General features: G+C 57.3%; 19 protein-coding genes. 15 read left to right on the top strand and 4 right to left on the bottom strand.

Annotation, left to right across the window (positions count from 1 at the left end):
* Positions 1-9 precede the first annotated feature (9 nt).
* Positions 10-1200 (bottom strand): NO-inducible flavohemoprotein, encoded by a 1191-nt coding sequence (gene hmpA / locus FHC52_RS10550; RefSeq protein ID WP_032663020.1) that lies wholly within the window; start codon positions 1198-1200, stop codon positions 10-12.
* Positions 1201-1504: 304 nt separating this feature from the next.
* On the opposite strand from hmpA, the gene glyA reads away from it, so the two are divergent.
* On the top strand, positions 1505-2758 hold the full coding sequence (gene glyA / locus FHC52_RS10545; RefSeq protein ID WP_046888197.1) for a serine hydroxymethyltransferase: 1254 nt from the start codon (positions 1505-1507) through the stop codon (positions 2756-2758).
* Between the two features lie 54 nt (positions 2759-2812).
* Here the strand turns inward: glyA and FHC52_RS10540 are convergent, their stop codons facing one another.
* Positions 2813-3235 (bottom strand): DoxX family protein, encoded by a 423-nt coding sequence (locus tag FHC52_RS10540; RefSeq protein WP_008502164.1) that lies wholly within the window; start codon positions 3233-3235, stop codon positions 2813-2815.
* A gap of 173 nt (positions 3236-3408) precedes the next feature.
* Between FHC52_RS10540 and FHC52_RS10535 the strand changes: the two genes are divergently transcribed.
* A complete protein-coding gene (locus FHC52_RS10535) occupies positions 3409-4554 on the top strand; it encodes a 3-phenylpropionate MFS transporter (RefSeq protein ID WP_008502163.1) in 1146 nt (381 codons plus the stop codon).
* Here FHC52_RS10535 and csiE read toward each other — a convergent pair.
* Positions 4549-5826 carry a stationary phase inducible protein CsiE gene (csiE, locus tag FHC52_RS10530; RefSeq protein ID WP_126289467.1) on the bottom strand — a complete coding sequence of 426 codons (1278 nt, stop codon included), beginning with the start codon at positions 5824-5826 and terminating at the stop codon, positions 4549-4551. The two genes, FHC52_RS10535 and csiE, sit on opposite strands and share 6 nt — an antisense overlap.
* Positions 5827-5951: 125 nt before the next feature.
* Here csiE and FHC52_RS10525 point away from each other — a divergent pair, with 125 nt between their 5' ends.
* The gene (locus FHC52_RS10525) at positions 5952-6590 is read left to right on the top strand and encodes a DUF1007 family protein (RefSeq protein ID WP_126289470.1); all 639 of its coding nucleotides are present in this window, start codon (positions 5952-5954) and stop codon (positions 6588-6590) included.
* A complete protein-coding gene (locus FHC52_RS10520; protein ID WP_126289472.1) occupies positions 6581-7561 on the top strand; it encodes a nickel/cobalt transporter in 981 nt (326 codons plus the stop codon). The genes FHC52_RS10525 and FHC52_RS10520 overlap by 10 nt, the downstream gene beginning before the upstream one ends.
* A 59-nt stretch (positions 7562-7620) precedes the next feature.
* Here the strand turns inward: FHC52_RS10520 and suhB are convergent, their stop codons facing one another.
* Positions 7621-8424: an inositol-1-monophosphatase gene (suhB, locus tag FHC52_RS10515; RefSeq protein ID WP_003860668.1), complete on the bottom strand. Its 804-nt coding sequence runs from the start codon at positions 8422-8424 to the stop codon at positions 7621-7623.
* Positions 8425-8555: 131 nt separating this feature from the next.
* Here suhB and trmJ point away from each other — a divergent pair, with 131 nt between their 5' ends.
* The 11 genes from trmJ to sseB all read left to right on the top strand — a co-directional run bounded on the left by trmJ (position 8556) and on the right by sseB (position 17351).
* Positions 8556-9281, top strand: a complete 726-nt coding sequence (trmJ, locus tag FHC52_RS10510; protein ID WP_008502159.1) for a tRNA (cytosine(32)/uridine(32)-2'-O)-methyltransferase TrmJ — start codon at positions 8556-8558, stop codon at positions 9279-9281.
* 231 nt (positions 9282-9512) lie between these two features.
* Positions 9513-10004 (top strand): Fe-S cluster assembly transcriptional regulator IscR, encoded by a 492-nt coding sequence (gene iscR / locus FHC52_RS10505; RefSeq protein ID WP_045399615.1) that lies wholly within the window; start codon positions 9513-9515, stop codon positions 10002-10004.
* 119 nt (positions 10005-10123) lie between these two features.
* Positions 10124-11338, top strand: coding sequence for a cysteine desulfurase (gene iscS / locus FHC52_RS10500; protein ID WP_008502157.1), 1215 nt, complete (start codon positions 10124-10126; stop codon positions 11336-11338).
* 24 nt (positions 11339-11362) lie between these two features.
* Positions 11363-11749: a Fe-S cluster assembly scaffold IscU gene (gene iscU, locus FHC52_RS10495; protein WP_003860661.1), complete on the top strand. Its 387-nt coding sequence runs from the start codon at positions 11363-11365 to the stop codon at positions 11747-11749.
* A 13-nt stretch (positions 11750-11762) separates the two neighbouring features.
* Positions 11763-12086 carry an iron-sulfur cluster assembly protein IscA gene (gene iscA / locus FHC52_RS10490; RefSeq protein ID WP_003860659.1) on the top strand — a complete coding sequence of 108 codons (324 nt, stop codon included), beginning with the start codon at positions 11763-11765 and terminating at the stop codon, positions 12084-12086.
* An 80-nt stretch (positions 12087-12166) separates the two neighbouring features.
* On the top strand, positions 12167-12682 hold the full coding sequence (gene hscB / locus FHC52_RS10485) for a co-chaperone HscB (RefSeq protein ID WP_024908642.1): 516 nt from the start codon (positions 12167-12169) through the stop codon (positions 12680-12682).
* A gap of 14 nt (positions 12683-12696) precedes the next feature.
* Positions 12697-14547, top strand: coding sequence for a Fe-S protein assembly chaperone HscA (gene hscA, locus FHC52_RS10480; protein WP_126289474.1), 1851 nt, complete (start codon positions 12697-12699; stop codon positions 14545-14547).
* Between the two features lies 1 nt (position 14548).
* On the top strand, positions 14549-14884 hold the full coding sequence (fdx, locus tag FHC52_RS10475) for an ISC system 2Fe-2S type ferredoxin (RefSeq protein ID WP_003860652.1): 336 nt from the start codon (positions 14549-14551) through the stop codon (positions 14882-14884).
* A gap of 1 nt (position 14885) precedes the next feature.
* Complete coding sequence (iscX, locus tag FHC52_RS10470) at positions 14886-15086, top strand: Fe-S cluster assembly protein IscX (protein ID WP_003860650.1); 201 nt, start codon at positions 14886-14888, stop codon at positions 15084-15086.
* Between the two features lie 60 nt (positions 15087-15146).
* Positions 15147-16433, top strand: a complete 1287-nt coding sequence (pepB, locus tag FHC52_RS10465) for an aminopeptidase PepB (protein ID WP_024908644.1) — start codon at positions 15147-15149, stop codon at positions 16431-16433.
* Positions 16434-16574: 141 nt separating this feature from the next.
* Positions 16575-17351 (top strand): enhanced serine sensitivity protein SseB, encoded by a 777-nt coding sequence (gene sseB, locus FHC52_RS10460; protein ID WP_032648693.1) that lies wholly within the window; start codon positions 16575-16577, stop codon positions 17349-17351.
* Positions 17352-17363: the final 12 nt, after the last annotated feature.

Here is a 17363-nt window from a genome sequence, read left to right as displayed (position 1 = left end):
CTTTTTGTATTACAGCACCTTATGCGGCCCGAAGCATTCGTAATGAATGTTGTCTTTGTTCACGCCCAGCTCAACCAGCTGCTTCGCGGCATACTGCATAAACGCCACCGGTCCACAGACGTAGAACTGCATCTCCGGTGCGCTGAACGCACCTTCATGCTGGCGTAAATCCATCAACCCTTCGCTGTCAAATTGCGCGGCAGCGCGATCCGCTTCCGTCGGCAGACGATACCAGGTATGCGCGGTGAAACGCGGCAGGGAGGCTCCGAGCGTTTTCACCTCATCCGCAAAGGCGTGCACGTCGCCGTTTTCGGCGGCATGGAACCAGTTAACCTGCGCACCGTGGTGTGATTTTGCCAGCGTATCGAGCATCGCCAGCATTGGCGTCTGGCCGACACCCGCAGAGATCAGCGTCACCGGGGTATTCGCTTCAACGGCCATGAAGAAGTCGCCCGCCGGCGCGGCCAGATGGACCACGTCGCCCACGTTAGCTTCGTTGTGCAGCCAGCTGGAAACCTGACCGCCGTCCTCACGCTTCACCGCAATGCGGTAGGCTTTGCCGTTTGGCTTGCGGGTAAGAGAATACTGGCGGATCTCCTGATGCGGGAAACCTTCAGGCTTCAGCCACACGCCCAGATACTGTCCTGGCTGGTAATCGGCTACCGGCTTACCGTCCACCGGCTCAAACTCGAAGCTGGTGATTAACGCGCTGCGCGGCGTTTTCTCAACGATGCGGAATGCGCGGGTACCTTCCCAGCCGCCGTTCTTGCTGGCGTTTTCGCTGTAAATCTGTGCTTCACGGTTGATAAACACGTTTGCCAGCACCCCGTAGGCTTTACCCCACGCGTCCAGCACCTCCTGACCTGGGCTGAACATTTCGTCCAGCGTCGCCAGCAGGTGAGTGCCGACGATGTTGTACTGCTCGGGTTGGATCTGGAAGCTGGTATGTTTCTGCGCGATTTTTTCCACCGCGGGCAGCAGCGCAGCCAGGTTTTCAATATTGCTGGCGTAAGCCGCGATGGCGTTGAACAGCGCTTCACGCTGATCGCCGTTACGCTGGTTGCTCATGTTGAAAATCTCTTTGAGCTCCGGGTTGTGCGTGAACATGCGATCGTAGAAATGGGCGGTGAGTTTAGGGCCGGTTTCCACCAGCAGGGGAATAGTGGCTTTTACGGTAGCGATGGTTTGAGCGTCGAGCATGAGCGCGTCCTTCTGATGTTATTTTAATGGTGTATTTTAAATGCATCTTATAAAAAATACCCCTGTGTTGTAAATGGTTCTTTGCAAGATGAAAAATATGCATCACAAACCTGAAAAGAAATCCGCTGGAAAGGGCGAGCGCTTTATTCCTCAAACCCTTGCGTGGCGGGTAGGAAAACGTTTGCGTAAAATCGTTTGTCAAGACCTGTTATCACAGAACTAATCAGTTATACTGTTGCCCGTCGTCCAACAGGACTGCCTTTTCAGGCCAAAATTTACTTGTTAGCTGAGTCAGGAGATGCGGATGTTAAAGCGTGAAATGAACATTGCCGATTATGATGCCGAACTGTGGCAGGCTATGGAGCAGGAAAAAGTACGTCAGGAAGAGCACATCGAACTGATCGCCTCCGAAAACTACACCAGCCCGCGCGTGATGCAGGCGCAGGGTTCTCAGCTGACCAACAAATACGCTGAAGGTTACCCGGGCAAACGCTATTACGGCGGTTGCGAGTACGTTGATATCGTTGAGCAGCTGGCTATCGATCGTGCGAAAGAACTTTTTGGCGCTGACTATGCAAACGTCCAGCCGCACTCTGGCTCTCAGGCTAACTTCGCGGTCTACACCGCGCTGCTGCAGCCGGGCGATACCGTTCTGGGTATGAACCTGGCGCAGGGCGGCCACCTGACTCACGGCTCCCCGGTTAACTTCTCCGGCAAACTGTACAACATCATCCCTTACGGTATTGATGAGTCCGGTAAAATTGACTACGAAGACATGGCGAAGCAGGCTAAAGAGCACAAGCCGAAGATGATCATCGGTGGCTTCTCTGCTTACTCCGGTATCGTTGACTGGGCAAAAATGCGTGAAATCGCTGACAGCATCGGCGCGTACCTGTTCGTCGACATGGCGCACGTTGCCGGTCTGATTGCCGCTGGCGTTTACCCAAACCCGGTTCCGCATGCGCACGTTGTGACCACCACCACCCACAAAACCCTGGCGGGTCCACGCGGTGGCCTGATCCTGGCGAAGGGCGGTGACGAAGAGCTGTACAAAAAACTGAACTCCGCGGTGTTCCCAAGCGCGCAGGGCGGCCCGCTGATGCACGTTATCGCGGCAAAAGCGGTCGCGCTGAAAGAAGCGATGGAGCCAGAGTTCAAGGTTTACCAGCAGCAGGTTGCTAAGAACGCCAAAGCGATGGTGGAAGTGTTCCTGAGCCGTGGCTACAAAGTGGTATCCGGCGGGACTGAAAACCACCTGTTCCTGCTGGATCTGGTTGATAAGAACCTGACCGGTAAAGAAGCTGACGCAGCCCTGGGCCGCGCCAACATCACCGTGAACAAAAACAGCGTGCCAAACGATCCGAAGAGCCCGTTCGTGACCTCCGGTATCCGTATCGGTTCTCCGGCCGTGACTCGCCGCGGCTTCAAAGAAGCGGAAGTAAAAGAGCTGGCGGGCTGGATGTGTGACGTTCTGGACAACATCAATGACGAAGCGGTTATCGAGCGCGTCAAAGGTAAAGTTCTGGATATCTGCGCACGCTTCCCGGTATACGCATAATTCCTCTGCTTTGCAGAAATAAAAAAGGCCGCGCATGCGGCCTTTTTTTATGGCTTAACGCCGGTCCAGGGAGATGGCGCCAGGTCCGACAATCGCCAGCAAAATAAAGGCGCCAGCAATACTGACGTTTTTGTAGAAGTTAATCATATTCGGTACGACCGCATCACCGGTCATATCCCAGTAGTGATGCCCAATCACCGCCGTTCCGAGGGTGTAGAACACAAACAGTACCGCGAGAGGGCGGGTGAAAAAGCCCAGTACGATCAGGATCGCAGCAGGCACTTCCATCACCACCGCAATAATGGCCGCCAGCATGGGCATCGGCGTACCCAGCGAGGTCATATACTGTACGGTACCGCTAAACCCCGTCAGTTTCGGGTAACCAAAGATAATAAACAGCACGACAAGCGCGATGCGGCCAATGAGCAGCAGCAGATGACGCGACTGACCAAAATCGAGATAACGTAGTGAGTTCATGGCAGAAATACCTCTGCAAGTGGAGTAATTTAAACGTAATACACATTTTCATTCCCTGCCATAAGCCAGACGACTGCACAAGATGTTAATTTTTCGTTAATTTATAGCAGGCTATCTACTTGCTTAATTTTTATATTCTCGCCAGACTATGGCCTCGATTTCGGGAGGGATTCATGGTCTTGCATTCCACGCGCTGGCTGGCGCTCAGTTATTTCACCTATTTCTTTAGCTACGGCATTTTTCTGCCTTTCTGGAGCGTCTGGCTTAAGGGTATCGGCCTGACGCCTGAGACCATCGGCGTCCTGCTGGGGGCCGGGCTGGTGGCGCGTTTCCTCGGCAGCCTGCTGATCGCCCCGCGCGTCAGCGATCCCTCCTTACTGATCAAGGCCGTACGCATTCTGGCTCTGCTGACCCTGGTCTTTGTGGCCTGCTTCTGGGTCAGCCATCAGTTTGCCTGGCTGATGGTGGTGATGGTTGGCTTTAACCTGTTCTTCTCACCGCTGGTGCCTTTAACGGATGCCCTGGCGAACACCTGGCAGAAACAGATCACCATGGACTACGGTCGCGTGCGCCTGTGGGGCTCTATCGCCTTTGTGATTGGCTCGGCGCTGGTGGGCAAACTGGTCAGCCTTTACGATTACCGCGCCATTCTTGCCCTGCTGAGCATCGGTATTGCCTCAATGCTGCTGGGTATGCTGCTGCGACCGTCGGTGATGCCGCAGGGGGAAAGCCGCCATCAGGAGAGCGCGGGCTGGCCCGCCTGGCGGAGCCTGGTCGCACAGAGCTGGCGTTTTCTGGCGTGCGTATGCCTCCTTCAGGGGGCACATGCGGCGTACTATGGTTTCAGCGCCATCTACTGGCAAGGCGCAGGATATTCCGCTTCCGCCGTGGGCTATCTGTGGTCGCTGGGCGTGGTGGCCGAAGTCATTATCTTTGCCCTGAGCAAAAAACTGTTCCGCCGCTTTGGCGCGCGTGACCTGCTGCTGCTTTCCGCCGTGTGCGGCGTGGCGCGCTGGGGGATTATGGGCTGGACGACCGATCTGCCGTGGCTGATTGTGGCGCAAATTCTTCACTGCGGCACCTTTACCGTGTGCCATCTGGCGGCCATGCGCTATATCGCAGCGCGCGAGGGCGGGGACGTGATTCGCCTGCAGGCCGTCTATTCGGCAGTGGCAATGGGGGGCAGTATCGCGATCATGACGGTGTTTGCGGGGTTCCTTTACCAGCACCTGGGGCACGGCGTCTTCTGGGTGATGGCGCTCGTCGCCTTGCCCGCCATTGTTGTTCGACCTAAAGTGGCCGCCCGCGCGTCGCTATGATTCCAGCATGGCGCGAATATGTTCTTGCTGCTGCGCGTTCAGTGTCTCAACGGCATGGATCAGCGGCGGCGAGAACAGCGGCAGGGCCGTAGGGTAGGGGCTGATAACCAGCGCGGCTTCGCGCGGCGCCCCCTCTTTCTGAAAAGCCTGCAGCGTCAGGTAGCGTATGTTGAGCGGCAGCAGCGTCAGCTCGCGAAGCTGCTGTTCGATCTGCTCCTCACTGGCTTTATCGTCTCCCGTCAGCAGGATCACCTGTTTTTCATGCAGATCGGTCTCCTGCATCAACCAGGCACCGAAAATTACCGCCACCAGGCTCATCTCTTCGTCGGAAAAACGCAGCCCGAATTCTGCCTCCAGCTCAAACAGCGCCTCTTTCGTGGTGCGTAACAGCCGGGGATAAAGGCGATGGATCTCCTCCGGCAGGCTGTTGTCGATGCCGATCTCAAACAGCGAACGGTCCAGCGCCTGAGCCAGATGGATATACAGCTGATCGGTCAGCCCCTGCTCATCGCTGAAGTTCATTCCGGTCTGCGAGCGAAAACGGGCCACCATGCGCACGATGGCCCGGCGTAGACGCTGATCCTGCTGGTGCTTATCGAGCACCGGATCGGGCGTGCGGAGCATCATAAACAGCAGCGCCAGAAACAGCTGTTCATCCACGTGCGCGCCCTGCGGCACGCGCCGCTTCCAGTGGCGGACAATCTCCTGCGCCGTAAAATACTCTCCCCGCGACTGGGTCCAGCTGCGCTGGGCATGCGAAAACTGCGGCGTATTCCCGAGCTGGTGCTGAATAAGACAATATTGCAGATAGAGCTGTAAAAACTGCACATCGCGGCATTCAAACTGGCGCTGCAGCTTGCGTGAGCAGAAGCCGATCAGCGCCCGCAGGTTCGCATCGTCGTAAAGCGGGCGCGCGATGCCGAGTTGTTTAAGCGCGGTTTTTAATGCGGGGGTAAACTGGTGCGAGACAAACTGCGGGCAGAGCCGCAGCGCCCGACGCAGCCAGTGCAGCAGGCATAAACGCTGATTCAGGGCTGTGCCTTCAATCCGGTAGCAGCCGTCGTGGTGCGTGACGATATCCAGCCGGTGATAGCGCTGGATTTCATCGCGCGTCTCGGCTATATCTTGCCGTGCCATCGCGTCGTCCACGCCGTTGGCAGCGATTATGCTCTGTGCGGTGACGGCAGCATCGGGCAGGTAAAGCATCAAAAGCACCTGGCAGCGGCGCTGCGAACTGGAAAGCACAGATGGAATTTCAAGCGTCGTCATCATCTGTCGGGTATCCAGTGTGAATGTTTGATAAGAATAGCTAAAGGATGAGCGCTGAAAAGCGCGCCGGCAGGCCTTTCACTCAGGATTGCAGGGGAACATCACAGAATTTTTGACGTGAGGAATTGATGCAAACAGTTAAACAAAGTGCGATGGCGTTATTTTTGGCGGTTATCACCTTCACCGCCAGCGCCCACCCTCACAGTTTTATTGGCCTCCAGACCGAGCTGGTCACCGACGGCACGCAGCTGAGCGGCCTGAAAATGCGCTGGACGATGGACGAAATCACCTCGGCTGACCTGCTCTATGATGCGGGAAACGCGAAGCCCGGCGACGACATCTGGAAAAAGCTGGCGGCGGAAGTAATGGCCAACGTGCTCGGCCAGCACTACTTCACCGAATTCTGGCATAACGGACAAAAGGTCAAATTTCAGAACCGTCCAACGGAATACGGGATGATGCGTGACGGGCATCAGGCGGTGCTGACGTTCGTGCTTCCGCTGGCGCATCCTCAGCCGCTGGCCGGGCAAACGTACCGCTTTTCCACTTTTGACCCTACCTACTATGTCGACATGCGCTATGACAAAGACAGCGACGTACGGCTGCCGGACGCGCTGCAAAAAAGCTGCAAAATTGGCGTGCACACCCCGAAACCCAGCGAAGAGACGCTGAACTTTGCGATCTCGCTGGATAAAGCAGATGCCCCGCCTGAGGACATGGAGCTGGGTAAACAGTTCGCGCAGGAGGTGACGTTACAATGTCAGTGATCTCCTCTCCAGTTCGGAAGTCTCGCCGCTGGCTTCACCTCTGGCCGCTGGCGCTCTTTTTGCTGTTCGCGGTTTGCGGGGCGCTGTGGCTGTGGCAGGCCTGGCCGCAGGTGATGATGAAAAGCATTATCTGGCAGCGTGAGGTCAACCAGCAGATGAGCGGACTGCTGAAGGCGGTGGCCGAGAACCCGGCCAAAGCGGGCGGCTCGCTGCTGGCGTTCAGTTTTGTCTATGGCGTTCTGCACGCGCTGGGGCCGGGGCACGGCAAAATCGTCATCACCACCTGGCTTGCCACCCATCCGTCTAAGCTGAAATCGAGCATCGGCCTGACGCTGGCCTCTTCGCTGCTTCAGGGCGGCGTGGCGATTGCGCTGGTCGTGGTGGTGCTTTCGCTGTTACAGCTTCCGGCGCGCCAGCTGCACATGAGCAGCTTCTGGCTGGAGAAGGGCAGCTATGCGCTGGTGGGCGTGCTGGGGCTAATCCTCTGCTGGCGGGCGCTGAAAAAACTGCGCGCGCTGCTGAAAAAGCCCACGTTCAAATCCTTTACGCCGCACCACGTTCATGATGAACACTGCGGCTGCGGTCATCAGCATGTGCCCACGCAGGAACAATTACAGAACGGCGACGACTGGCGCGCCCGGCTGATGATTATTCTCTCGATGGGGATGCGCCCGTGCTCGGGTGCCATTATGGTGCTGCTGTTCAGTAAGATAATAGGTGTCTTTGGCTGGGGAATGCTCTCGGCGCTGGCGATGGCGGCAGGAACCTCTCTCACCATTTCGTCTTTAGCGCTGCTGGTTCACAGCTTCCGTCAGCTGGCGGTCAAACTCAGCGGCAGTAAAACGCCGGTGCTCTGGCGACAGATAGGGTGGACAACGCTTGCGCTGGCGGGGGGAGTGATTCTGCTGGTGGCGGCGGTGACGATGTGGATGAGCGCGGTGCCGGTGGGAAGGGGATTGCGGCCTTTCTAGCGTACTGAGGGATTTTGTAGGCCCGGTAAGCGTAGCGCCACCGGGCTTAACAAACTGGATTAACGCTTCAGCGCATCGCTCAGTTCATCACGCATGTTGGCCAGCATGGCTTTAACAACGCGTGGGTTACCCGCAACAATGTTGCCGGTAGACATATAGTTATGGCCGCCGGTGAAGTCACACACAATGGCGCCTGCTTCACGCGCGATCAGCTCGCCCGCTGCAAAATCCCATGGCTTCAGTGAGAGTTCGAAGTAACCGTCAACGCGGCCGGTGGCAACGTAGGCCAGATCCAGCGCAGCAGAACCGGTGCGACGGAAGTCCGCGCATTCGGTGAACAGTTTGCCGAGGATATTCATATAGGTGGTCGCGTGCTGTTTCGCCTTGAACGGGAAACCGGTCGCCAGGATGGTGCCGTCCAGATCGCGTGCGTTGCTGCAGCGCAGACGGTAGCCGTTCAGCTGTGCGCCCTGACCGCGGGTCGCGGTGAACAGTTCGTTACGCATTGGATCGTACACAACGGCGACTTCGGTACGGCCTTTAATGCGTACGGCGATAGACACAGAGAAGTGTGGCAGGCGTTTGACGAAGTTGGTGGTGCCATCCAGTGGATCGATAACCCATTGAACATCCTGATCGGTACCTTCATGTTCACCGCTTTCTTCGGTGATGATGGTGTGCTGTGGGTAAGATTTGCGGATCGTTTCGATAATAATCGCTTCTGCGGCTTTATCGACGTTCGTCACGAAATCATTGCTGCCTTTCTGGCTGGTTTCTACGGAGTCTGGCGTTTCGTAGTGTTTGGCAATTACATTACCCGCCTTGCGCGCTGCGCGCACGGCGATGGTCAGCATCGGATGCATCGGTCTCTCTCACTGGATGTTAAAGAACAGGAAAATCGGCGCAGAGTATAGCAGCGGGATCGGATTATGTCTCCCGTTTATGATAATATGCCCGAATATTCTTCAGACACTGAATCCAGACATTAAAAATTATGCTGCAAAACATTCGAATCGTGCTGGTCGAAACATCGCACACCGGCAACATGGGCTCCGTTGCCCGCGCTATGAAAACCATGGGCTTAACGAACCTGTGGCTGGTTAACCCGCTGGTGAAGCCAGACTCGCAGGCCATCGCCCTGGCGGCCGGAGCCAGCGACGTAATCGGCAACGCCCAGATCGTCGATACCCTTGACGAAGCGCTGGCCGGCTGCAGCCTCGTTGTCGGTACCAGCGCGCGTTCGCGCACGCTGCCGTGGCCAATGCTCGATCCGCGTGAATGCGGCCTGAAAAGTGTCTCTGAGGCTGAACAAGCACCGGTTGCGCTGGTGTTCGGCCGCGAGCGCGTTGGCCTGACCAACGACGAGCTGCAGAAGTGTCATTATCACGTGGCAATTGCGGCAAACCCGGAGTACAGCTCGCTGAACCTGGCAATGGCGGTGCAGGTTATCGCCTATGAAGTGCGTATGGCGTGGCTGGCAACGCAGGAAAAAGAGGTTGAGCCTAAAGAAGAGACGGCTTACCCGCTGGTGGACGACCTTGAGCGTTTCTACGGTCACCTGGAGCAGACGCTGCTCTCGACCGGCTTTATCCGCGAAGGCCACCCGGGTCAGGTGATGAACAAGCTGCGCCGTCTGTTCACCCGCGCGCGTCCGGAAAGCCAGGAGCTGAACATCCTGCGCGGGATCCTGGCGTCGATTGAGCAGAAAAATAAAGAGTAGTGTCGTCTGTTCGCCGGGTGGCGCTCCGCTTACCCGGCCTACAAAACCGCAGCTCGGGTAAGCGAAGCGCCACCCGACAAAAAACGGCACAGAAGGTTAAATACCTGACTAAAACAGTCAAGTAAATAGTTGACCATTTTAGTCAGGAATGTCAGACTTGGCCCTGCTATGCAATACCCCATTTTACAATAAAAAACCCCGGGCAGGGGCGAGTTTGAGGTTAAGTAAGACATGAGACTGACATCTAAAGGGCGTTATGCCGTGACCGCGATGCTGGACGTTGCGCTCAACTCCGAAGCGGGCCCGGTTCCGTTGGCTGATATTTCTGAACGACAAGGGATCTCCCTCTCTTATCTGGAACAGCTGTTCTCCAGACTGCGTAAAAATGGACTGGTTTCCAGCGTTCGTGGCCCAGGCGGCGGTTATTTGCTGGGTAAAGACGCGGGCAGTATTGCAGTTGGCGAAGTGATCAGCGCAGTTGACGAATCCGTTGACGCGACCCGTTGCCAGGGTAAAGGCGGCTGCCAGGGCGGCGATAAGTGCCTGACCCACGCGCTGTGGCGCGATCTGAGCGACCGTCTGACCGGCTTCCTGAACAACATCACCCTCGGTGAGCTGGTGAATAACCAGGAAGTTCTGGACGTATCGGGCCGTCAGCACGGCCATGATTCCCAACGCAGCACCCGCGCGCAGGACGCTATCGACGTCAAATTACGCGCGTAATAAAACGATAAGTATTTCAGAATCAGGCCGGGGCGAAGACTCGCCCCGTGTACTCGGTCGTACATCCAGCCGGTTGCCTGATTCCTTGCATTGAAGCGATGTACGGAGTTTATAGAGCAATGAAATTACCGATTTATCTCGACTACTCCGCAACCACGCCGGTGGACCCGCGTGTTGCCGAGAAAATGATGCAGTGTCTGACCCTGGACGGAAACTTTGGTAACCCAGCTTCCCGTTCACACCGTTTTGGCTGGCATGCTGAAGAGGCGGTTGATATCGCCCGTAATCAGATTGCTGACCTGGTGGGTGCCGACCCGCGTGAGATTGTTTTCACCTCCGGTGCGACCGAATCCGACAACCTGGCGATCAAAGGTGCAGCCAACTTTTATCAGAAAAAAGGCAAGCACATCATCACCAGCAAAACCGAACACAAAGCCGTGCTGGACACCTGCCGTCAGCTGGAGCGTGAAGGGTATGAAGTCACCTACCTGGCGCCACAGAGCAACGGCATCATCGATCTGAAAGAGCTCGAAGCGGCCATGCGTGATGACACCATTCTGGTCTCCATCATGCACGTCAACAACGAAATCGGCGTGGTACAAGACATCGCGACCATCGGTGAAATGTGCCGTGCGCGCGGTATCATCTACCACGTGGACGCGACCCAGAGCGTGGGCAAACTGCCTATCGACCTGAGCCAGCTGAAAGTGGACCTGATGTCCTTCTCCGGCCACAAAATCTATGGCCCGAAAGGGATTGGCGCGCTGTACGTTCGTCGTAAACCCCGTATCCGCATCGAAGCGCAGATGCACGGTGGTGGTCACGAGCGCGGCATGCGTTCCGGTACGCTGCCTGTTCACCAGATCGTGGGCATGGGCGAAGCCTACCGCATTGCAAAAGAAGAGATGGAAACCGAGATGGCACGCCTGCGCACGCTGCGTAACCGTCTGTGGGACGGCGTGAAAGATATGGAAGAAGTGTATCTGAACGGCGATCTCGAGCAGGGCGCACCGAACATCCTCAACGTCAGCTTCAACTATGTTGAAGGCGAGTCGCTGATCATGGCGCTCAAAGACCTGGCGGTTTCTTCCGGTTCTGCCTGTACGTCTGCAAGCCTTGAGCCATCCTACGTGCTGCGTGCGCTGGGTATGACTGACGAGCTGGCACACAGCTCTATCCGTTTCTCTTTAGGTCGTTTCACTACCGAAGAAGAGATTGACTACACCATCAAGCTGGTTCGCAACTCCATTGGCCGTCTGCGCGACCTTTCTCCACTGTGGGAAATGTTCAAGCAGGGCGTGGATCTGAACAGCATTGAATGGTCACATCACTAATCGGTACATAAGGAGAATTCAATCATGGCATACAGCGAAAAAGTCATCGATCATTACGAAAACCCACGCAACGTTGGCTCTTTTGACAACAGCGATGAATCTGTTGGTAGCGGCATGGTCGGTGCGCCAGCGTGTGGCGACGTGATGAAGTTGCAGATTAAAGTCAACAATGAAGGTATCATTGAAGACGCGCGCTTCAAGACCTACGGCTGCGGTTCTGCTATCGCGTCCAGCTCCCTGGTCACCGAATGGGTGAAGGGCAAGTCTCTGGACGAAGCACAGGCAATCAAGAACACGGATATTGCTGAAGAACTCGAACTGCCACCGGTGAAAATTCACTGCTCAATTCTGGCAGAAGATGCGATCAAAGCCGCTATTGCGGATTACAAAAGCAAACGTGAAGCAAAATAATTGAGGTTTGAGTATGTCGATTACCCTTAGCGACAGCGCTGCCGCGCGAGTAAGCTCTTTTCTGGCGAACCGTGGTAAAGGCTTTGGCCTGCGACTGGGCGTACGTACCTCCGGCTGTTCTGGTATGGCTTACGTACTGGAGTTTGTTGACGAACCGGCGTCTGACGACACCGTGTTTGAAGACAAGGGCGTGAAGGTGGTGGTCGATGGCAAAAGCCTGCAATTCCTCAACGGCACTCAGCTGGACTTCGTTAAAGAAGGCCTGAACGAAGGGTTCAAATTCACGAACCCGAACGTCAAAGACGAGTGTGGTTGCGGCGAAAGCTTCCACGTTTAACCGCGCGTCATCCGAAACCCCACCGTGGCGTTACCCGCTACGCGTGGGGTTTGTTTTAACAGGCTACCCCTGAGATTGTTATGGATTACTTCACTCTCTTCGGACTACCCGCTCAATACCCGATTGATCTCCAGGCGTTGACGATCCGTTTTCAGGATCTGCAGCGTCAGTACCATCCGGACAAATTCGCGAGCGGTACTCAGGCAGAGCAGCTGGCTGCGGTTTCCCACTCTGCCACCATCAACCAGGCCTGGCAGACGCTGCGCCATCCGCTGGCGCGCGCTGAATATCTGCTCTCGCTCCACGGTTTTGATCTGGCGAGCGAACAGCACACCGTGCGCGACACGGCGTTTCTGATGGAGCAGCTGGAGCTGCGCGAAGAGCTCGATGAGATTGAACAGGCCAAAGACGAAGCGCGTCTGGAAAGCTTTATTACGCGCGTGAAGGGCATGTTCGATACCCGCCATCAGCAGATGGTGGAGCAACTGAACAACGAGACCTGGGACGTGGCGGCAGATACTGTGCGCAAACTCCGTTTTCTCGATAAACTGCGAAGCAGTGCTGAACAACTCGAAGAAAAGCTGCTCGATTTTTAATTTCGGAAGCAATTATGGCCTTATTACAAATTAGTGAGCCTGGCTTAAGTGCCGCACCGCACCAGCGTCGTCTGGCGGTGGGTATTGATCTGGGCACCACCAATTCCCTCGTGGCGACCGTGCGCAGCGGCCAGGCGGAAACGCTGGCTGACGAGCAGGGGCGCCATCTGCTGCCTTCCGTGGTCCACTACCAGCAGCAGGGTCACGCGGTAGGCTATGACGCCCGCGCTAATGCCGCGCGCGATCCGGCGAATACCATCAGCTCCGTCAAGCGCATGATGGGCCGCTCGCTGGCCGATATTCAGACCCGCTACCCGCATCTGCCGTATCAGCTGCAGGCCAGTGAAAACGGCCTGCCGATGATCGCGACCGCGGCCGGTCTGCTGAACCCGATCCGTGTTTCTGCTGACATCCTCAAAGCGCTGGCTGAGCGCGCTACGGCAACGCTCGGTGGCGATCTGGACGGCGTGGTGATTACCGTTCCGGCCTACTTTGACGATGCACAGCGTCAGGGCACCAAAGACGCCGCGCGTCTGGCGGGCCTGCATGTGCTGCGTCTGCTGAACGAACCGACGGCGGCGGCGATTGCCTACGGCCTCGATTCCGGTCAGGAAGGGGTGATCGCGGTTTATGATCTTGGCGGCGGGACGTTTGATATCTCTATCCTGCGCCTGAGCCGCGGGGTGTTTGAAGTGCTGGCGACCGGCGGGGATTCCGCGCTGGGCGGTGATGACTTCGACCATCTGCTGGCGGACTACATCCGCGAGCAGGCGGGCATCAGCGATCGCAGCGATGCGCGCGTACAGCGTGAACTGCTGGATGCGGCCATCGACGCCAAAATCGCCCTGAGCGATTCGCAGACGGTTACCGTCAATGTTGCGGGCTGGCAGGGTGAGATCTCTCGCGATCAGTTCAGCGATCTGATCGCCCCACTGGTGAAACGCACCTTACTGGCCTGCCGTCGCGCATTGAAAGATGCGGGCGTTGAGGCGAACGAGGTGCTGGAAGTGGTCATGGTGGGCGGTTCGACCCGCGTGCCGCTGGTGCGCGAGCGCGTGGGCGAATTCTTTGGCCGCACGCCGCTGACCTCCATCGACCCGGACAAAGTGGTTGCCGTCGGCGCCGCGATTCAGGCCGATATTCTGGTCGGCAACAAGCCGGACAGCGAAATGCTGCTGCTGGACGTCATCCCGCTGTCGCTGGGCTTAGAAACCATGGGCGGCCTGGTGGAGAAAGTGATCCCGCGTAACACTACCATTCCGGTGGCGCGCGCGCAGGAGTTCACCACCTTTAAAGACGGCCAGACCGCGATGTCCATCCACGTGATGCAGGGCGAACGCGAGCTGGTGCAGGACTGCCGTTCTCTGGCGCGCTTTGCGCTGCGCGGTATCCCGGCGCTGCCTGCGGGCGGGGCGCATATTCGCGTCACCTTCCAGGTGGATGCCGACGGCCTGCTGAGCGTCACGGCGATGGAAAAATCCACCGGCGTGGAATCGTCCATCCAGGTGAAGCCGTCCTACGGCCTGACCGATGGCGAAATCGCCTCCATGATTCAGGACTCAATGAGCTACGCCGAGCAGGATGTGAAGGCGCGTATGCTGGCGGAACAAAAAGTGGAAGCCGCACGCGTGCTGGAGAGCCTGAACGGCGCGCTCGCTGCCGACGCCGCGCTGTTAAGCGCCGCTGAGCGTCAGGTGATTGACGATGCTGCCGCGCGCTTAAGCGCCGTGGCCGAAGGTAATGACGCTGACGCAATAGAAGAAGCCATTAAAAACGTTGATAAACAAACCCAGGACTTTGCTGCTCGCCGCATGGACAAATCTGTCCGCGTCGCGCTGAAAGGCCAGTCCGTGGACGAGGTTTAATATGCCAAAGATTGTAATTTTGCCTCATGCGGACCTCTGTCCGGATGGCGCTGTTCTGGAAGCGAAGACCGGTGAAACCATTCTCGATGTTGCCCTGCGTGCAGGTATCGAAGTGGAACACGCCTGTGAAAAATCCTGTGCCTGCACCACCTGCCACTGCATCGTGCGTGAAGGTTTTGACTCTCTCGCCGAGAGCACCGAAGACGAAGACGACATGCTGGATAAAGCATGGGGTCTGGAGCCAGACAGCCGCTTAAGCTGCCAGGCTGCGGTGACCGATGAAGATCTGGTCGTGGAGTTCCCACGCTACACCATCAACCACGCACGCGAGCATTAATATGGGACTGAAGTGGACAGACAGCCGTGAAATCGGCGAAGCGCTCTACGACGCGAACCCGGATCTCGATCCGAAGACCGTACGATTCACCGATATGCATCAGTGGATCTGCGATCTGGAAGATTTCGACGACGATCCAAACGCATCCAATGAAAAAATTCTGGAGGCGATTCTGTTAGTCTGGTTAGATGAAGCAGAATAAATAACAAAACGGGCTGCCTTCAGGCGGCCCGTTTGCTAGTTGCTAATAAGGAAAAATAAAATGACCGAAGCGATGAAGATTACGCTCTCTACCCAGCCTGCTGACGCACGCTGGGGCGAGAAAGCCAGCTACAGCATCAACAACGACGGTATTACCCTGCACCTGACGGGCAACGATGATTTGGGCCTGATCCAGCGCGCCGCGCGTAAAATTGACGGTCTGGGCATTAAGCATGTCTCGCTGGAAGGCGAAGGCTGGGACACCGACCGCAGCTGGGCGTTCTGGGCGGGTTACAAAGGGCCGAAAGGCACCCGCAAAATTGAGTGGGCGAACCTCGACGAAGCCGGTCAGAAAGAGCTGGAAAGCCGTCTGCAAATCATCGACTGGGTACGCGACACCATTAACGCTCCGGCGGAAGAGTTAGGCCCCGAGCAGCTGGCGCAGCGCGCCGTTGACCTGCTGTGCGGCGTGGCGGGCGACAAGATGTCCTACCGCATCACCAAGGGTGAAGACCTGCGCGAGCAGAACTACATGGGTATCCACACCGTGGGCCGCGGCTCCGAGCGTCCTCCGGTGCTGCTGGCGCTGGACTACAACCCAACCGGCGATAAAGACGCCCCTGTCTTTGCCTGCCTGGTAGGTAAAGGTATCACCTTCGACACCGGCGGCTACAGCCTGAAGCAGAGCGCGTTCATGGACTCCATGAAGTCCGACATGGGCGGCGCGGCCACCATCACCGGTGCGCTGGCGTTTGCCATCACCCGCGGTCTGAAAAAGCGCGTGAAGCTGTACCTGTGCTGCGCGGACAACATGGTCAGCGGTAACGCCTTCAAGCTGGGCGACATCATTCGCTACCGTAACGGCAAAAACGTTGAGGTGATGAACACTGACGCCGAAGGCCGTCTGGTGCTGGCCGATGGCCTGATCGACGCGTCTGCCCAGAAGCCTGAGCTGATCATCGACATGGCGACTCTGACCGGTGCGGCGAAAACCGCGCTGGGTAACGACTACCACGCGCTGTTCAGCTTTGACGACAAGCTGGCCGCACGCCTGCTGGCCAGCGCTGCGGCGGAAAACGAACCGTTCTGGCGTCTGCCGCTGGCCGAGTTCCACCGTAGCCAGCTGCCGTCCAACTTTGCCGAGCTGAATAACACCGCCAGCGCGGCGTACCCGGCGGGTGCAAGCACCGCAGCAGGCTTCCTGTCTCACTTCGTTGAGAACTACCACGAGGGCTGGCTGCACATTGATTGCTCTGCAACGTACCGCAAAGCGGCGGTTGAGCAGTGGTCTGCGGGTGCGACCGGTCTGGGCGTGCGTACCGTGGCGAACCTGCTGACGGCTGAGTAATCTTTTTTGCCGGGTGGCGCTACGCTTACGCGCGCCTTCGGAGTCATCATATTGCCCGGCGGCGCTGCGCTTGCACGGGCCTACGGTTTTGTAGGCCGGGTAAGCGAAGCGCCACCCGGCGTTTTTTGAAGTAGCCAAACTATGTCAGATACCAAAAACGAATTAGAGACCCTGCTGGAGCAGGCGGCGACCGAGCCCGCCCACCGTCCGGCATTTTTCCGCACGCTGCTGGAGTCCACCGTCTGGGTGCCGGGTACCGCCGCGGAAGGTGAGCAGGTCGTGGAAGACAGCGCGCTGGATCTGCTGCACTGGGAGAAAGACGACGGCACGTCGGTGATCCCGTTCTTCACCTCGCTGGAAGCGCTGCAGGAAGCGGTTGAAGACGAACAGGCGTTCGTGGTGATGCCGGTGCGTACCCTGTTTGAAATGACGCTCGGCCAGACGCTGTTCCTCAACGCCAAGTTGCCGACCGGGAAAGAGTTTACGCCGCGTGAAATCAGCCACCTGATTGGCGAAGAGGGCAACCCGCTCAGCACGCAGGAAGTGCTGGAAGGGGGCGAAACGCTGCTGCTGTCTGAAGTGGCCGAGCCGCCCGCGCAGATGATTGATTCTCTGACGACGTTGTTCAAAACGCTCAAGCCCGTCAGGCGCGCGTTTCTCTGCTCCATCAAAGAGCGCGCGGACGAAAAGCCGGTGCTGTTGATCGGTATTGAAGCCGATGGCGATTTCGACGAGATCGTTCAGGCGGCGGGCAGCGTGGCGACCGACACGCTACCGGGCGATGAACCAATTGATATCTGTCAGGTGAAAAACGGTGAGAAGGGCATCAGCCACTTTATTACCGAGCACATCACGCCGTTCTATGAGCGTCGCTGGGGCGGGTTCCTGCGCGATCTCAAAACCAACCGCATCATCTGATTTCTGCGGGGT

This window comes from Enterobacter sp. EC_64 (assembly GCF_019584165.1).
Lineage (GTDB): Bacteria > Pseudomonadota > Gammaproteobacteria > Enterobacterales > Enterobacteriaceae > Enterobacter > Enterobacter roggenkampii.
The sequence above is the reverse complement of the archived record's forward strand: the minus strand, read 5'-3'. Positions and strand labels throughout refer to the sequence as shown.

Bases quoted from the DNA above. Each gene is read 5' to 3' on its own strand.
- iscS (WP_008502157.1), top strand. From the start codon at position 10,124: ATGAAATTACCGATTTATCTCGACTACTCCGCAACCACGCCGGTGGAC.
- sseB (WP_032648693.1), top strand. From the start codon at position 16,575: ATGTCAGATACCAAAAACGAATTAGAGACCCTGCTGGAGCAGGCGGCG.
- FHC52_RS10535 (WP_008502163.1), top strand. From the start codon at position 3,409: ATGGTCTTGCATTCCACGCGCTGGCTGGCGCTCAGTTATTTCACCTAT.
- csiE (WP_126289467.1), bottom strand. From the start codon at position 5,826: ATGATGACGACGCTTGAAATTCCATCTGTGCTTTCCAGTTCGCAGCGC.
- pepB (WP_024908644.1), top strand. From the start codon at position 15,147: ATGACCGAAGCGATGAAGATTACGCTCTCTACCCAGCCTGCTGACGCA.
- glyA (WP_046888197.1), top strand. From the start codon at position 1,505: ATGTTAAAGCGTGAAATGAACATTGCCGATTATGATGCCGAACTGTGG.
- FHC52_RS10520 (WP_126289472.1), top strand. From the start codon at position 6,581: ATGTCAGTGATCTCCTCTCCAGTTCGGAAGTCTCGCCGCTGGCTTCAC.
- trmJ (WP_008502159.1), top strand. From the start codon at position 8,556: ATGCTGCAAAACATTCGAATCGTGCTGGTCGAAACATCGCACACCGGC.
- FHC52_RS10525 (WP_126289470.1), top strand. From the start codon at position 5,952: ATGCAAACAGTTAAACAAAGTGCGATGGCGTTATTTTTGGCGGTTATC.
- hscB (WP_024908642.1), top strand. From the start codon at position 12,167: ATGGATTACTTCACTCTCTTCGGACTACCCGCTCAATACCCGATTGAT.
- iscA (WP_003860659.1), top strand. From the start codon at position 11,763: ATGTCGATTACCCTTAGCGACAGCGCTGCCGCGCGAGTAAGCTCTTTT.
- suhB (WP_003860668.1), bottom strand. From the start codon at position 8,424: ATGCATCCGATGCTGACCATCGCCGTGCGCGCAGCGCGCAAGGCGGGT.
- FHC52_RS10540 (WP_008502164.1), bottom strand. From the start codon at position 3,235: ATGAACTCACTACGTTATCTCGATTTTGGTCAGTCGCGTCATCTGCTG.
- iscU (WP_003860661.1), top strand. From the start codon at position 11,363: ATGGCATACAGCGAAAAAGTCATCGATCATTACGAAAACCCACGCAAC.
- fdx (WP_003860652.1), top strand. From the start codon at position 14,549: ATGCCAAAGATTGTAATTTTGCCTCATGCGGACCTCTGTCCGGATGGC.
- iscX (WP_003860650.1), top strand. From the start codon at position 14,886: ATGGGACTGAAGTGGACAGACAGCCGTGAAATCGGCGAAGCGCTCTAC.
- hmpA (WP_032663020.1), bottom strand. From the start codon at position 1,200: ATGCTCGACGCTCAAACCATCGCTACCGTAAAAGCCACTATTCCCCTG.
- hscA (WP_126289474.1), top strand. From the start codon at position 12,697: ATGGCCTTATTACAAATTAGTGAGCCTGGCTTAAGTGCCGCACCGCAC.
- iscR (WP_045399615.1), top strand. From the start codon at position 9,513: ATGAGACTGACATCTAAAGGGCGTTATGCCGTGACCGCGATGCTGGAC.